Here is a 14,064-nt window from a genome sequence, read left to right as displayed (position 1 = left end):
TGCGGATCCGCGCGGTCGTACAGTAGTGGCCGGAATGCCATGCACCCGGAGGTTCTGGCCATGCCCCAGTCACGCGCCCCGCACCGCATCGCCGTCGTCGCACCGTCGCCGGTCTCGATGTTCAACCTCGCCATCCCGGAGATGCTGTTCGGCAAGGTCGAGGTGGCCGGGCGGGCGGGCTACGAGGTCGTCATCTGCGCGGCCGAGCCGGGACCGGTGCCCACCAGCGGCGGGCTCGACCTGTACGTACGGCACGGACTCGACGCCGTGCGGGCAGCCGACACCGTGCTCGTCGCCGGGACCGGGGAACCCTTCGAGCCGGACGCGCGGATCGTCACCGCCGTCCGCGAGGCCGCCGACGCCGGCAAGCGGATCGCGTCCCTGTGCACCGGCGCCTTCCAACTCGCCGAGGCGGGCCTGCTGCACGGACGCCGGGCCACGACGTACTGGGCGCACGCCGAGGAGCTGCGCCGCCGCTACCCGCACGTCGACCTGCGGGGCGATGTGCTCTACGTGCAGGACGGGCCGTACGTCACCTCCTCCGGCTACGCAGCCGGCATCGACCTGTGCCTGCACATCATCCGCACCGACTACGGCGCCGCCGTCGCCAACGAGGTCGCCCGCCGAGCCCTCGTCGCGCCCGTACGGCCGGGCGGCCAGACCCAGTTCACGCAGACCCCGTTGCCGCCCGAGCGCGGCAACGCCTGCGCCGACACCCGCGGCTGGGCCATGCGCAACCTCGACAGGCCGCTCACCCTCACCGACCTGGCCCGCCATGCCGGCGTCAGCGTGCGCACCCTCACCCGCCGGTTCCACGCCGAGAGCGGGGTGAGCCCGCTGCAGTGGCTGCTCCACCAGCGCATCGAGCGCGCCAAGGAGCTGCTGGAGACCACCGCCCTGCCCATGGACCAGGTGGCCCGCGCCTGCGGCCTGGGCACGGCCGACTCGCTGCGGGGGCATCTGGTCCGCCGTACCGGATTGACGCCGAGCGGCTACCGGGCGCAGTTCAGCCGGCTCGGAACCGGGGCGGCCGAGGGCACGTCCTCCGTTGCATGATCAGCCACAGAGTGACCGGAACCCGGGTGATCCGTACCGTCCTGCCCGCCGAGGCGGAGACGGTCGCCGCCCTGCACGCGCGTGCCCGGGCGACCTACTACCCCGACGGGCTCCCGCAGGACGGCACCGACTGGCTCGCGGCCTGGCAGGGCGCCATCGCGCGGCCGGACGGGCATGTGCTGTGCGTCGTGGAGGACGGCCGCCTCATCGGGCTGGCCTCCTTCCGCACCCCGGAGGACGCCCCCGCCGACACGGTCAAGCTGTTCCAGTTCCATGTCGATCCCGAGCACTGGGGCCGCGGTGTCGGTACGGCCCTGCACGCGGCCTGTGCGGAGGAGTGGCGGGCCGACGGCAGGCTCACGGCCGTGCTCGACGTGCATGCCGACAACCGGCGCGCCCAGGCCTTCTACGCCCGTCAGGGCTGGATCCCGGACCCGGACAACCCGCCCGCCGAAGGGGACCACCACCTGAATCTGCGCTACTGCGTGCCCGGGGAATGAACGCCGCTGTTTGAACGTTCATGCACTAGGCGGAGGGGGTCTCCGCATCCCGTACGACCTGGAGAGCCGAAGACATGCGCGTCGAGATCTGGAGCGACATCGCCTGCCCCTGGTGCTATGTGGGCAAGGCCCGCTTCGAGAAGGCGCTCGAGGCCTTCCCGCACCGCGAGCAGGTCGAGGTCGTGCACCGCTCGTTCGAACTGGATCCGGGGCGCGCCAAGGGCGACATCCAGCCCGTGATCACCATGCTCACGAAGAAGTACGGCATGAGCGCGGCGCAGGCGCAGGCCGGTGAGGCGAACCTCGGTGCGCAGGCCGCCGCGGAGGGACTCGACTACCGCACCGAGGGCCGCGACCACGGCAACACCTTCGACATGCACCGGCTCCTGCACCTCGCCAAGGAGCAGGGCAGGCAGGACGCGCTGATCCAGGTCTTCTACCGGGCGAACTTCGCCGAGGAGCGGTCCGTCTTCGCGGAGGGCGAGGAGCGGCTCGTGGAGCTGGCCGTCGCCGCCGGACTCGACGCCGACGACGCCCGCAAGGTTCTCGCCGACCCGGACGCCTACGCCGACGACGTCCGCGCCGACGAGCGCGAGGCCGCCCAGCTCGGCGCCACCGGAGTGCCGTTCTTCGTCCTCGACCGCAAGTTCGGCGTCTCCGGCGCCCAGCCCGCCGAGGTCTTCGAGCAGGCGCTCACGCAGGCGTGGGGCGAGCGGTCGCCGCTGACGCTCATCGACCGGGGTGACGCGGACGCGTGCGGTCCGGACGGCTGCGCGGTGCCGCAGCACTGACCGAACGCGCAGGTCGGGGCGCATTCATAAGCGCCGCTTGGTGAAACCACGCAAAGAATCGCAATGGACCGAGAGGTGCCGAGGGCTCAGAGTGGAGCCATGGAGACCTTCGAGACCCTCGTCCGTGCCGAGTTCGCCCCGAAGAACGTCTATCTCAACACCGCGAGCAACGGCCTGCTGCCGGCCCGCACCGTGACCGCGGTGCAGCAGGCCGTGCGGATGCGGGCCGAGGGCACGCCGCTCGGCCCGCTGTACGAGGACGTGGAGGCCGTCCGCGCCTCCTTCGCCCGGCTGGCCGGCGTCCCCGTCGAGCGGGTCGCGACCGGAGCCTCCGTCGCCGAGTACGGCGGGCTGATCGCCGCCTCGCTGCCCGCAGGAGCCGAAGTCCTCACCGCGGAGGCCGACTTCGCCTCCCTGGTGAACCCCTTCCACATGCGCGGCGACCTCAAGGTGCGCGCCGTCCCGCTGGACCGTCTCGCCGAGTCCGTCCGCCCGGACACCGCGCTCGTCGCCGTCAGCTCGGCGCAGTCCGCCGACGGCCGTGTCGCCGACCTGCCCGCGGTGTGCGCGGCGGCCCGGGCGCACGGCGCGCGCACCTACGTCGACGCCTCCCAGTCGGCCGGCTGGCTGCCGATGGAGGCCGGCGCATACGACTTCCTCGCCGCCGTCGGCTTCAAGTGGCTCATGGGCCCGCATGGAGCCGCGTTCTGCGTCGTCCCCGAGGACTTCGGCGGACTCACCCCGCTGCTCGCCGGCTGGGTCGCCGGGGAGGTCCCGTGGGACAGCTGCTACGGCCCCGTCGAGAACCTCGCCCGCTCCGCCCGGCGCTTCGACATCAGCCCCGGCCTCTTCACCTTCGCCGGGCTGCGCACCTCCCTGGAGCTGATCGAGGAACTCGGCGTGAGCGCCATCCAGGCCCACGACCTGGCCCTCGCCGACCGTTTCCGCGCCGGGCTCGCCACGCTCGGCCACGAGCCGGTGCCGGCCCCCGGCTCGGCGATCGTGTCCGTGCCCGGACTCGGCCACCGCCAGCCCGAGTTGGGCGCGGCCGGAATCCAGGTCTCCGACCGCGCGGGCAACCTGCGCGCGGCCTTCCACCTCTACAACACCCCTCAGGATGTCGACCGGTTGCTGGACGTCCTGTCTTCCTGAACCACTGGCGCGGGCTCGGCCGGGACGCTAGGAAGGGCACCAGGGGTGGTGGTGCCGGTGGAGTACCCGGGCGATACGTCCGTACAGCCGCCTGCCGACGCGGAGGTGCACCGGCGGCTGGTGTACGGCGACGAGTCCGCGCTGGCCGAGGTGTACGCGACGTACGGCGGGCTGGTGCGGCGGGTCGCCGTGCGCGTCACCCGCTCCGCGGCCGCCGCCGAGGACGTGGCGCAGGAGGTCTTCGCCCAGCTGTGGAGCAGGCCGTACACCTTCGACGCGCGCCGTGGCTCGCTGCGCACCTGGCTGTCCGTGGTCGCCCACCGGCGGGCCGTGGACTGGGTCCGCAGCGAGGCCCGGCACCGCAAGAACGCCGGGGCCGACGACTCGGTGCTCCAGGCCATCCCCGACACCGGTCCCGGCCCGGACGAGACGGTCGTCGACCGGGAACGCTCCCTCCTGCTGCACACCGCGCTCGCCGAACTCCCGCAGCCCCAACGGGAGGTCGTGCACCTCGCCTACTTCGCCGGCCGCACCTACCGGCAGGCCGCCGCCGAGCTGGGCATCCCCGAGGGCACGGCCAAGACCCGGCTGCGCACCGCCCTGCGCACCTTGGCGGAGACTTTGGCCGACCCACCGGACCCGGCGCTCGAAAGAGGCGCATGATGGCGAGAGGGGCACGAACCGGGAACGGGCACGGAGAGGTGGCGCGCGGTGACCGACGATCACGAGGCGGTACGTGACCTGCTGGCCGCGTGGGCCTTCGGCGCCCTCGATCCGGCCGAGGAGAAGGCGGTCCCGGCGCACCTCGCCGAGTGCGAGAGCTGCGCGGCGGAGGCGGAGCGGCTGCGGGAGACGGTACGACTGCTGGAGGGGCCGCCGCTCGGTGCTCCCGCGGGGTGGCCTGCCGAGGGGGCGCCGCCCGCGCTGTCCCTCGCCCTGCGCACGCGCCCTGCCGCCGGCCCTGCCGTGCTCGCGCACGTCGCGCCCTACGCCGCCGCGGTTGCCGGGCTGAAGGTGCTGCTGCCCGAGCTCGCGGGCCGCTGGACCACGCCGGTCGTGCACGACTGGGACGCGCACGCCACCGTCGCCCACCTCCTCGCCGCCGACGAGCACCTGGCCGCCCGGCTCGGCGCCGGCTCCCGCGTGCGGCCCTCGCCGGCCGAGGAGGGACCGCGGTGGGAGGACGCCTGGAACCGCCGTACCGCGGAGGTCATCGCCCATGAGCACAGCCGTACGCCGGACGAGACCGTGGCCGACTGGGCCGCGCAGGCGGACGAACTGCTCGGCGCACCCGAGGCCCACGACGCCGAACTCGCCGCCCGGGCCGTGACGTTGATGGGGCTGCGGCTGCCCGTCGCCGAGCACTTCCTGGTGCGCGCCTTCGAGACCTGGATCCACAGCGACGACATCGGCCGCGCGCTCGGCCTCACCGTACCGCCACCGCCCGAGCAGCATCTGGGACAGCTGATCCGCCTTGCCGTCCGCATCCTCGGCCTGTCCCTGGGACCCACCGCGCCCCCGGTGCTCTTCTCGGTCACCGGGGGCGAGGAATGGGTACTGGGTTCCGAGGACGAGCCCGTACAGGCCGAACTCACCCTCGACCCCCTCGACTTCTGTCTCCTGATCGGCGGCCGCCGATCCCCGCAGACAGTCCCGAGGGGCACCACGGGCGACGCGACCGCCGCCCAGAACGTACTGGAGCGAGCCGCGTCGCTGGCGTGGCTGTGAGGGTTACCTCACCGGGGTGAAGTCCCTCGCGCCGATGAACTCCGGGCGGCGGATCGGGGCCGCGAAGGGGTCGACGGCCGTGTTCTCGACGCTGTTGAACACGATGAACACGTTGCTGCGCGGGAACGGCGTGATGTTGTCGCCGGAGCCGTGCATGCAGTTGCAGTCGAACCAGGTCGCCGAACCGGCCTTGCCCGTGAACAGTTTGATGCCGTACTCGGAGGCCATCTTCGTCAGCGCCTCGTCGGACGGCGTGCCCGCGTCCTGCATCTGCAGGGACTTCTTGTAGTTGTCCTTCGGCGTGGCCCCCGCGCACCCGAGGTAGGTCCGGTGCGAGCCGGGCATGATCATGAGCCCGCCGTTGGTGTCGTAGTTCTCGGTCAGCGCGATCGAGACGGACACCGTCCGCATGTTCGGCAGACCGTCCTCGGCGTGCCAGGTCTCGAAGTCGGAGTGCCAGTAGAACCCACTGGCCCCGAAGCCCGGCTTGACGTTGATCCGCGACTGGTGGACGTACACGTCCGACCCGAGGATCTGCCGTGCCCGGCCGACGACCCGCTCGTCGCGCACCAGGGAGGCGAACACCTCACTGATCTTGTGCACTTCGAAGACGGACCGGATCTCCTTGGACTGCGGCTCGATGATCGACCGCTCGTCGGCACGGATCGCCGGGTCGGTGACCAGCCGCTCCAACTCCTGCGCGTAGACGGCCACCTCGTCGTCCGTGATGAGCTGGTCGATGGCCAGGAAGCCGTCGCGCTCGAACGACTGGAGTTCGGTGGCCCCGATCGGCCCCGGCGTGTCGGGGGAGCCCCACACAACGGGGTCCTGGCGCGGGGTCGACACCTCGGTGGCGCCGCGGCTGGGGTAGAGATCGGTGACGGTGGTCATGGGTTTCTCACACCTCCTCGGGCTCGGTGAGCAGCGGGTACACGCCGTTCTCGTCGTGGTCCTCCCGGCCGGTCACAGGCGGGTTGAAGACACAGATGCAGCGGAAGTCCTCCTTGATCCGCAGCGTGTGCCTCTCGTGCCCGTCCAGGAGGTACATGGTCCCGGGCGTGATCGCGTGCGTCTGCCCGGTCTCGTGGTCGGTCAGCTCGGCCTCGCCCTCGACACAGACGACGGCCTCGATGTGGTTCGCGTACCACATGGACGTCTCCGTACCCGCGTACAGGATCGTCTCGTGAAGCGAGAAGCCGACCCTCTCCTTGGCGAGGACGATGCGTTTGCTCTCCCAGGTACCGGACGCCGATTTCACGTGGCGGTCGGTGCCTTCGATGTCCTTGAACGAACGGACGATCACGGTGCTGCGATGCCTCCTAGGTGGTGTTTCAGATGGTTTCCCGTACGGCGCGGGCGAGGATGCTGAGCCCCTCGTCCAGCTCGTCCGGGGTGATCGTGAGCGCCGGAAGCAGCTTCACGACCTCGCTCTCGGGGCCCGACGTCTCGATGAGCAGCCCCAGCTCGAAGGCTCGCTTCGCCACTCGGCCGGCGCGATCCTTGTCGTGGAACTCCAGGCCCCACACGAGCCCGCGCCCGCGGTACTCCCGCACGTCGGCAAGGTTCTCCTCGGTGATGGAGATGAACGCCTGCTCGATCTGCTCGCCGCGCTTGCGGGTCTGCTTCTCCATCGCGGACCCGTCCGTCCAGTACGTCTCCAGCGCGGCGGTGGCGGTGACGAAGGCGGGGTTGTTGCCGCGGAAGGTGCCGTTGTGCTCGCCCGGCTCCCAGATGTCCAGCTCGGGCTTGAACAGGCACAGCGACATGGGCAGTCCGTAACCGCTGATGGACTTGGACACGGTGACGATGTCCGGGGTGATGCCCGCCTCCTCGAAGGAGAAGAAGGCGCCGGTACGGCCGCAGCCCATCTGGATGTCGTCGACGATGAGCAGCATGTCCTGCCGCTCGCACAGCTCGGACAGGGCGCGCAGCCACTCCGGGCGGGCGACGTTGATGCCGCCCTCGCCCTGCACGGTCTCCACGATCACGGCGGCGGGCTTGTTGAGTCCGGAGCCCTGGTCCTCCAGGAGCCGCTCGAACCACAGGAAGTCCTCGACCGTGCCGTCGAAGTAGTTGTCGAACGGCATCGGCGTGCCGTGCACGAGCGGGATGCCCGCCCCGGCCCGCTTGAAGGCGTTGCCGGTCACGGCGAGGGAGCCCAGGGACATCCCGTGGAAGGCGTTGGTGAAGGACACGATGGACTCGCGGCCCTTCACCTTCCGCGCCAGCTTGAGCGCCGACTCGACGGCGTTGGTACCCGTGGGGCCCGGGAACATGACCTTGTAAGGCAGGTCACGCGGCCGCAGCACGATGTTCTGGAAGGACTCCAGGAAGGCACGCTTGGCGCTCGTCGACATGTCGAGCCCGTGCGTGACGCCGTCGCGCTCCAGGTAGTCGATCAGGGCCCGTTTCAGGACCGGGTTGTTGTGCCCGTAGTTCAGTGAGCCCGCGCCGGCGAAGAAGTCCAGGTACTCGTGGCCGTCCTCGTCGTACATGCGGCTGCCGCGCGCGCGGTCGAAGACAGTGGGCCAGCCGCGGCAGTAGCTGCGCACCTCGGACTCGAGGGTCTCGAAGACGCTGAGGTCGGGCTGGGTGATGGTCACGACGAATCGCTCCTCGTTGCGTGGGGGAAGTTCAGAGGGAGAGGGGACCGATGCGGTAAAGCACTTCCGGGTCGTGCGGTCCGTCCGGAAAAAGGTCTGTGGGGAACAGCACCTCCCGCTCCAGAGCGGCGCTGTGCCGCTCGGCGAAGGCGCCGAACAGGCGTTCGGAGGCGGTGTTGCCGGGTGTGATGGTGGTCTCGACGCTCGTGACGCCGTACTCGCCACCGACCCGTGCGACGAGCCCGTCGAGCAGCGCGGCGGCGATGCCGCGTCCGCGATAGGCGTCGTCCACTGCCACCTGCCAGACGAGCAGGGTGTGCGGACGCTCCGGCCGGATGTATCCGGTGACGAAGCCGACCGGCTCCCCGCGCTCGTCGCGGGCGACGGCCGATGTGCCGGCGAAGTCGCGGCACCACAGCAGATAGCTGTACGACGAGTTGAGGTCGAGGGCCTTGGAGTCACGGGCAATCCGCCACAGCGCGGCCCCGTCGGCCACCGCCGGTCGGTCGATTTGCAGGTCTGCTTGTGCGGCAGTCATGCGAATTGAATTTACCGAGGGAAATTCAAAATTGCATTGCCGTCAGGGGTTACGTATCAGAGTCGGGTGTGTTATCACGCGGGCGTGAGTGATACTGCCTAGAGGGTGCGAAACGCCCGAGTTTGCCCGGCTAATCCATCCCAAAACGGTCACGATGTGGAACGCGTCACAGCCGTGTAACTCCTACGAGACCTGCCCGAATTACGTCGGTTGGCGTTCGCGAAATCTTTGTGTTTAGGTCCGGAGAAAGCGGGCAGAAGAGGATGGGAAGCTACCCCTAAAGGAATTCCTGGAATTACGTTGAATTCAGGCTCCGGTTACACCGTCGATGCACTCTCGCAGAATGTCGGCGTGACCGTTGTGCCGCGCGTACTCCTCGATCATGTGAATCAACACCCACCGCACACTGACCTCCACCCCGGCCATCGCCCCGCCTCGGATCCGCCCGACACTCTCCAGCCCCCGCCCGGCACACACCTCCCGCCCCCGAGCGATCTCCCGCTGCCAGGCCCCGAGCGCCTCGCCGATCCCACGCCCGGGCTCGAGGCCGTACCCGGTCTCGTTCCCCTCCCCGAACACGGGCGGCACGTCCAGCCCGCCGACCACCCGCTGGAACCAGTTCCGCTCACACTCCGCGAGATGCTGCACCAGCCCGAGCAACGTCAGCCCCGACGGCTCGACGGAAGCCCGCCGCAACTGCGCGTCCGCCAGCCCCGCACACTTCAGCTCCAGCGTGGCCCGATGAAAGTCGAGCCAGCTCTCGAGCATGGGCCGCTCGTCGCCGGTCATGAGAGGGATGGGGCGGCCGTCGGGGAGGGTGTGGTGAGCGTTGGTGACCATGGCCCCCACCATGGCCCATACGGTCGTTTTTTCCGGTAACGCTGCGCAGGATCGGGACGGGGCCTTACTTTGCTGGCGAGATCGGTGATCCTGGGGAGGGTGAACGGGGATGCTGGAGCAGGCGTTGACAGCGCTGGCCGCCGCCGGCGGTGCAGCCGTGGTGCAGGCGGCTGGAACGGATGTGTGGACCGGACTGCGACAGGCAGTGGCCCGCTGGTTCGGGCGCGGTGACGGACAGCGTGAGCGAGCGGAACTCGAACGCCTGGACCGGACCGTCAATGATCTTCAGTCAGCGGAGGCGGGCCAGGCGGAGCGGCTGCGTATCCGTGAGGAGGCGGCCTGGCAGGCACGCATCGAGGCCCTGCTGGAGAGTCTGGAGCAAGACGAACGAGCCCGGGCCGCCGAGGAGTTGCGTGCCGTGCTGGCCGAGCAGACCCCGCGAGGCGGGGCATCTGCCGGCGAAGGGGGCCTGGCCGTGGGCGGCAATGTGGACATCCGAGCCGAGGACGGTTCGATCGCGGCGGGAGTCATCCATGGAGGCGCGCACATCGGACGCCCTCAGGCGCCGGATCCGTCCCAGGGCTGAACGGACCGGCCAACTCCAGCCCACCCCAGCCCGCTGTCGACCTCAACGCATCGACGGCCCTCGCCCTTCCCGCCGCACACGGCGGGTTGATGGCAGGGCGTGGTCCAGGACTGTCCCTGGCGGCGCGTACGGCTGATCCGAGAGTCCCCGAAGACGCGGACGCCGTCGCTCCCCCGTGGTTCGGCACCGAGTCGGCCCCTGTTCTCGCCTCTCACGGCGGGGTCGCGGCGGGCTACGTCGCCGGTGGAATCCATCATCACTATGCCGCCGACGCGACGGAGACGACGGCGCTGGGGAACTGGCAGCCGGTGAGCGACACCGACCTGCTCGGCCTCGGTGTGCACCGCGCCCGTGCCGGGGAAAGCGATGGATCGGCGCTACCGCCCTACGTCCTGCGCGATGTGGACGGCCGGGTGCGGGCCGAACTGAGGACGGCGGGTGAGACGGGCGGGCTCGTGCTACTCACCGGTGACTCGACCGCCGGCAAAAGCCGCACGGCCCTCGAAGCGGCACGGGCCGTACTCCCGGGGCATCTGCTCCTCGCCCCGCCCTGGGGCGCTGATCTGCGAGCGTTACGCCGAGTGCCCGGCAGGCCCGCGTACCAACGGCATGTCCTGTGGCTCGACGATCTGGAGCACTATCTCGGACGCGGTGGCCTCGAACCGTCCCTGCTGGCATCGCTGATCAGAGCCCGCCTCGTGGTGTTGGCAACCCTGCGGGACGAGCGCTACGACACCTTGCGCGAAGTGGCCGACGGGGCCTCCGCCGACGGCGGCCCCAGCCGCATGGCGGCCGAGACCGGACTGCGCGTACTGAACATGGTGGAGCCCATAGTCGTGCGGCGGTTGTGGAGCGCCACAGAACTGGCTCGGGTGGCGCAGATCGACGACCGTCGGTTGAGTGAGGCCTTCAAGCGGCATGGCACACATGGCATTGCCGAGTACCTGGCCGCCGGACCGGAACTTCTCGGCGAGTGGCGCAGGGCGGAGCGAGCAACCGCCAAGGGCGGACATCCTCGAGGTGCGGCACTCGTCGCGGCCGCCGTGGACCTGGCTCACATCGGCATGATCGGTGACCTGCCGGAAGCCCTGCTGCGCGAGGTTCACGAGGGATACCTTCGTGCCCTCGGCGGGTCCGCGCTGCGCCCGGAGTCCTACGCCGACGCCCTCGACTGGGCCTCTCAGGTCCGGTACGGCGTCGCGAGCCTGCTGATGGAGGGCGAACAGGAGGGGACCAAGAGGCCCTTCGACTACTTGGTCGACTCGGTCGCCCGAAATGCCCAGGTACCCGATCCACCGGACTCTTTGTGGCTCAAGGCACTGGAGCACGCCGACGAGCGGACACGCCCGCTAGTCGCCCAGACGGCGTCATTCACCGAGCGGTGGGCGGTCGCCGAGGAGGCCTGGCGGCCCTTGGCCGAGACCGGCGAGGAGGAAGCAGTCATCAACTACACATCCGCGCAACTGTTCCAGCGCGCGGATCCGGACGAGGTCGAACCGCTGCTACGCCCGCTTGCCGAGGCGGGGAGCTCAGTCGCGCGAACCAACCTCGGCGCCGTCCTCAAGATGAAGGGCGCGGAGGCGGAGGCCGAGAGATGGTGGCGGGCAGCAGCTCAGGCCGGGCAGGCTCTCCCCTCCTTCAATCTCTTCATGCACTACCGCGAAAAGGGCGAGGACGGGCCGGCCGAATCATGGTTGCGGAGGGCCGCGGAGGACGGCTATGTCAGGGCGATCACCACTCTGGCGGCGCTCCTGCACATGCGTGGGGACGAGACAGGGGCAGAGCCATGGTGGCGGGAGGCAGCCATGGCAGGTGACACCCAGGCCATGTACGTGTACGGGCACCTGCTCCAGCGCGGCGGTGATGACCAGGCCGAGCTATGGCTGCGTAGGGCCGCCGACAGAGGCCAGGCCCAAGCCGCGGAGAGACTGGGCCGAGCCGCCGACGAACGCGGTGATCTCGCAGAGGCCGAGCGATGGTGGCGGCAGGCCGCCGAGGCGGGGAACCTGGAGGCAGCCAACCAACTCGGCGTGCTCCTCAGCCGTCGGGGCGAACAGGCAGAGGGCGCCAGATGGTACGCCGCGGGGGCCGAGGGCGGTCACAAGGTGGCCATGTTCAACCTTGCCGAGTGGCTGTCCGGCGAAGGCGACGTCGAGGGGGCCAAGAACTGGCACCGGCGAGCCGGTGAGGCCGGACGTGTCGAGTCGTTCAATAACCTTGGAGTGCTTCACCTTGGAGAGGGCGATCTTGCCGCAGCCGAGACGGCGCTGCGCCGCGCTGCGGACGCAGGCGACGCCAGAGGCTGCCTCAACCTGATCGGTCTGCTGATCGGCGAAGGGCGTCCTGAGGAAGCCCAGCCGCTCGTTCTCGAACTGCTCAGCGAAGCCGAAGGCGCCGAAGACGCCATCGGATTCGCTGAGTTCATGCGGCGTGCGGGCCAGCCGCACATCGCCAAGACCATCTTGCACTGGGCCGCCGAAGCAGGCCGCCCCGACGCCGCGCACAATCTCGGCGCCCGCCACTACGAGGAAGGGACGCTCGAGGAAGCCGAACGGTGGTGGCGGGTCGCGGCACCGCACGTCCCCGCCTCTGCCTACAACGTCGGCGGCCTGCTTTCCGAGCGGGGCGACCACGAGGAGGCGGCCTCTTGGTGGCGCACGGCTGCCGATGCAGGACACCGACAGGCGAGCCTCCGACTCGCCGATTGGCTCATCGCATCCGGAGAGCCGGAGGAAGCGGAGCAAAGGCTCCGCGCGCTCGCCGAGGAGTTTCCGGAGGCTGCCTTCCTGCTCGGTCTGATGCTCTTCGACAAGACTGGTGACGCTGCGGAGGCGGAGCACTGGTGGCAGCGGGCCGAGGAGCAAGGGGATGCGGACACTGCTTTCGCCTGCGCGTCTTATCTCGCGGCGCGCGGCGACGAGGAGCGGACAGAGTTCTGGTGCCGCAAGGCCGCCGAGGCCGGGCATTGCCGAGCAGCCCACAACCTTGGCGCCCTGCTGGCCGAGCGCGGAGAGCTGGCGGCAGCCGAGTCCTGGCTGGCCGAAGCCGTGCGAAGAGGCTTTGAACCCGCGATCGAGCCCTTGAGTCTGCTGAGGGAGTTCATGGCCTCCCAGGACAGCACCTGAGCCCTACCGCCGTTCCGTCCATGCCGCAGTGGCGGCCCGCCGGGCCCCCTCCGGATCCACCGCCACTCCGAACTCGGCGAGCGCCGCGCCCAGAGCGACGACACAAGACTCCACCAAATCCTGGCGAGCGTCCAGGCCGTAGTGGTTCACGCGGATCATCTTCCCGGCCAGGGAACCCCCACCCGCGGCCAGCGGCAACGCGGAGTCCGGGCCCAAAGCCCTGGCAACCACAGACGAGGCGTCCACGCCGGACGGGGTCCGAAGCGTCGTGGCGACCGGCGCGGCCTCGCCGTCCTCGTACACGTACGGCTCCAGTCCGCCGCCCAGAGCCCGCACCCCGGCCCGCGTGGCCGCCGCAGCGGCCCCATGCCGGCCCATCACCGCATCCAGCCCATCCGCCTCGATCCGCTCCACGCAAGCCTCCAGAGCCAGCATCTCCAGCTGTGCCGGCGCGTGCAGCAGGGCCTTCCGGCCTCCGTCGATCCACCGCTGCTTCCAGTCCAGCAGCGACAGATACGACCGCCGCGGCGCTCGCGGATTCGCCGCCATCCGGGCCCACGCCCGCTCGCTCACGGACACCGCCGACACCCCGGCAGGACCGCCCATCGCCTTCTGCGCCCCGATCACGCACAGGTCCACGCCCCAGGCGTCCGGCAGCACCGGTTCGGCGCCGATCGACGCCACCGCGTCCAGGTAGAACAGCGCCCCGTGCGCCCGCACGACCTCACCGATCTCGGCGACGGGATTGGTGTTGCCGGTGGCCGCCTCCGCGTGCACCAGGGACACGAAGTCGATCTCGGGGTGCTCGGCGAAGGCCGACCGGATCTGATCGGCCGTGACCGCCGTGTGGAAGGGCACCGCCAGATCGATCACGGTCGCGCCGCAGTCCCGCAGCCAGTCCCCGAAGGTCTGCCCGTACGGCCCGGTGATCACGTTCAGCGCGGTCGTACCGGGCCCGGCCGTTCCCCGGATCGCCCCCTCCAGCGGCAGCAGCGCCTCGCCCTGCATGATCACGACGTCCTGTTCGGTCCCGAGCAGCCGGGCCACCCGGTCCTCGATCGCGGCGAATCGCGCGGCGCTCAGCGGGGCCAGGTCCAGGAAGGGGTGGTTCACGGCGGGGCTCACGTCGCTCTCTCAGCTCTCTC

The 14,064-nt window shown here is 70.3% G+C and carries 14 protein-coding genes; 8 read left to right on the top strand and 6 right to left on the bottom strand.

Annotated elements, in window-relative coordinates; translation table 11 throughout:
- Window positions 1-60: 60 nt before the first annotated feature.
- The 6 genes from ACZ7M7_RS00485 to ACZ7M7_RS00460 all read left to right on the top strand — a co-directional run bounded on the left by ACZ7M7_RS00485 (window position 61) and on the right by ACZ7M7_RS00460 (window position 5,227).
- Window positions 61-1,056: a GlxA family transcriptional regulator gene (locus ACZ7M7_RS00485; protein ID WP_472111468.1), complete on the top strand. Its 996-nt coding sequence runs from the start codon at window positions 61-63 to the stop codon at window positions 1,054-1,056.
- The gene (locus ACZ7M7_RS00480; RefSeq protein ID WP_383597328.1) at window positions 1,053-1,556 is read left to right on the top strand and encodes a GNAT family N-acetyltransferase; all 504 of its coding nucleotides are present in this window, start codon (window positions 1,053-1,055) and stop codon (window positions 1,554-1,556) included. Before ACZ7M7_RS00485 ends, ACZ7M7_RS00480 begins: the two co-directional genes overlap by 4 nt.
- 74 nt (window positions 1,557-1,630) lie before the next feature.
- Entirely contained in the window at window positions 1,631-2,347 is a 717-nt protein-coding gene (locus ACZ7M7_RS00475; protein WP_383623469.1) for a DsbA family oxidoreductase, read from the top strand.
- 99 nt (window positions 2,348-2,446) lie between these two features.
- Complete coding sequence (locus tag ACZ7M7_RS00470; protein ID WP_383597334.1) at window positions 2,447-3,499, top strand: aminotransferase class V-fold PLP-dependent enzyme; 1,053 nt, start codon at window positions 2,447-2,449, stop codon at window positions 3,497-3,499.
- 45 nt (window positions 3,500-3,544) lie between these two features.
- Window positions 3,545-4,162, top strand: coding sequence for an RNA polymerase sigma factor (locus ACZ7M7_RS00465; protein ID WP_369270216.1), 618 nt, complete (start codon window positions 3,545-3,547; stop codon window positions 4,160-4,162).
- Window positions 4,163-4,210: 48 nt separating this feature from the next.
- Window positions 4,211-5,227: a maleylpyruvate isomerase family mycothiol-dependent enzyme gene (locus tag ACZ7M7_RS00460; protein ID WP_472111465.1), complete on the top strand. Its 1,017-nt coding sequence runs from the start codon at window positions 4,211-4,213 to the stop codon at window positions 5,225-5,227.
- 3 nt (window positions 5,228-5,230) lie between these two features.
- On the opposite strand, the gene thpD is transcribed toward ACZ7M7_RS00460, so the two are convergent.
- The 5 genes from thpD to ACZ7M7_RS00435 all read right to left on the bottom strand — a co-directional run bounded on the left by thpD (window position 5,231) and on the right by ACZ7M7_RS00435 (window position 9,208).
- The gene (gene thpD / locus ACZ7M7_RS00455; protein ID WP_383623463.1) at window positions 5,231-6,118 is read right to left on the bottom strand and encodes an ectoine hydroxylase; all 888 of its coding nucleotides are present in this window, start codon (window positions 6,116-6,118) and stop codon (window positions 5,231-5,233) included.
- Window positions 6,119-6,125: 7 nt separating this feature from the next.
- Window positions 6,126-6,530: an ectoine synthase gene (locus ACZ7M7_RS00450; RefSeq protein ID WP_383597343.1), complete on the bottom strand. Its 405-nt coding sequence runs from the start codon at window positions 6,528-6,530 to the stop codon at window positions 6,126-6,128.
- 28 nt (window positions 6,531-6,558) lie between these two features.
- Window positions 6,559-7,830, bottom strand: coding sequence for a diaminobutyrate--2-oxoglutarate transaminase (gene ectB / locus ACZ7M7_RS00445; protein ID WP_472111463.1), 1,272 nt, complete (start codon window positions 7,828-7,830; stop codon window positions 6,559-6,561).
- Between the two features lie 31 nt (window positions 7,831-7,861).
- Entirely contained in the window at window positions 7,862-8,368 is a 507-nt protein-coding gene (ectA, locus tag ACZ7M7_RS00440; protein ID WP_427841683.1) for a diaminobutyrate acetyltransferase, read from the bottom strand.
- Between the two features lie 306 nt (window positions 8,369-8,674).
- Window positions 8,675-9,208 (bottom strand): DinB family protein, encoded by a 534-nt coding sequence (locus ACZ7M7_RS00435; protein ID WP_472111461.1) that lies wholly within the window; start codon window positions 9,206-9,208, stop codon window positions 8,675-8,677.
- Window positions 9,209-9,317: 109 nt separating this feature from the next.
- On the opposite strand from ACZ7M7_RS00435, the gene ACZ7M7_RS00430 reads away from it, so the two are divergent.
- Both ACZ7M7_RS00430 and ACZ7M7_RS00425 read left to right on the top strand, forming a co-directional pair.
- Entirely contained in the window at window positions 9,318-9,794 is a 477-nt protein-coding gene (locus ACZ7M7_RS00430) for a hypothetical protein (RefSeq protein ID WP_472111459.1), read from the top strand.
- Window positions 9,795-9,883: 89 nt separating this feature from the next.
- On the top strand, window positions 9,884-12,919 hold the full coding sequence (locus tag ACZ7M7_RS00425) for a tetratricopeptide repeat protein (RefSeq protein ID WP_472111457.1): 3,036 nt from the start codon (window positions 9,884-9,886) through the stop codon (window positions 12,917-12,919).
- Window positions 12,920-12,922: 3 nt separating this feature from the next.
- Here ACZ7M7_RS00425 and ACZ7M7_RS00420 read toward each other — a convergent pair whose 3' ends face one another.
- A complete protein-coding gene (locus ACZ7M7_RS00420; protein ID WP_472113837.1) occupies window positions 12,923-14,032 on the bottom strand; it encodes a pyridoxal-phosphate-dependent aminotransferase family protein in 1,110 nt (369 codons plus the stop codon).
- Window positions 14,033-14,064 lie beyond the last annotated feature (32 nt).

The organism is Streptomyces sp. NPDC111606 (genome assembly GCF_055656945.1).
The sequence above is the reverse complement of the archived record's forward strand: the minus strand, read 5'-3'. Positions and strand labels throughout refer to the sequence as shown.

Bases quoted from the DNA above. Each gene is read 5' to 3' on its own strand.
- ACZ7M7_RS00430 (WP_472111459.1), top strand. From the start codon at position 9,318: ATGCTGGAGCAGGCGTTGACAGCGCTGGCCGCCGCCGGCGGTGCAGCC.
- thpD (WP_383623463.1), bottom strand. From the start codon at position 6,118: ATGACCACCGTCACCGATCTCTACCCCAGCCGCGGCGCCACCGAGGTG.
- ACZ7M7_RS00480 (WP_383597328.1), top strand. From the start codon at position 1,053: ATGATCAGCCACAGAGTGACCGGAACCCGGGTGATCCGTACCGTCCTG.
- ACZ7M7_RS00435 (WP_472111461.1), bottom strand. From the start codon at position 9,208: ATGGTCACCAACGCTCACCACACCCTCCCCGACGGCCGCCCCATCCCT.
- ACZ7M7_RS00425 (WP_472111457.1), top strand. From the start codon at position 9,884: ATGGCAGGGCGTGGTCCAGGACTGTCCCTGGCGGCGCGTACGGCTGAT.
- ACZ7M7_RS00470 (WP_383597334.1), top strand. From the start codon at position 2,447: ATGGAGACCTTCGAGACCCTCGTCCGTGCCGAGTTCGCCCCGAAGAAC.
- ACZ7M7_RS00475 (WP_383623469.1), top strand. From the start codon at position 1,631: ATGCGCGTCGAGATCTGGAGCGACATCGCCTGCCCCTGGTGCTATGTG.
- ACZ7M7_RS00485 (WP_472111468.1), top strand. From the start codon at position 61: ATGCCCCAGTCACGCGCCCCGCACCGCATCGCCGTCGTCGCACCGTCG.
- ectA (WP_427841683.1), bottom strand. From the start codon at position 8,368: ATGACTGCCGCACAAGCAGACCTGCAAATCGACCGACCGGCGGTGGCC.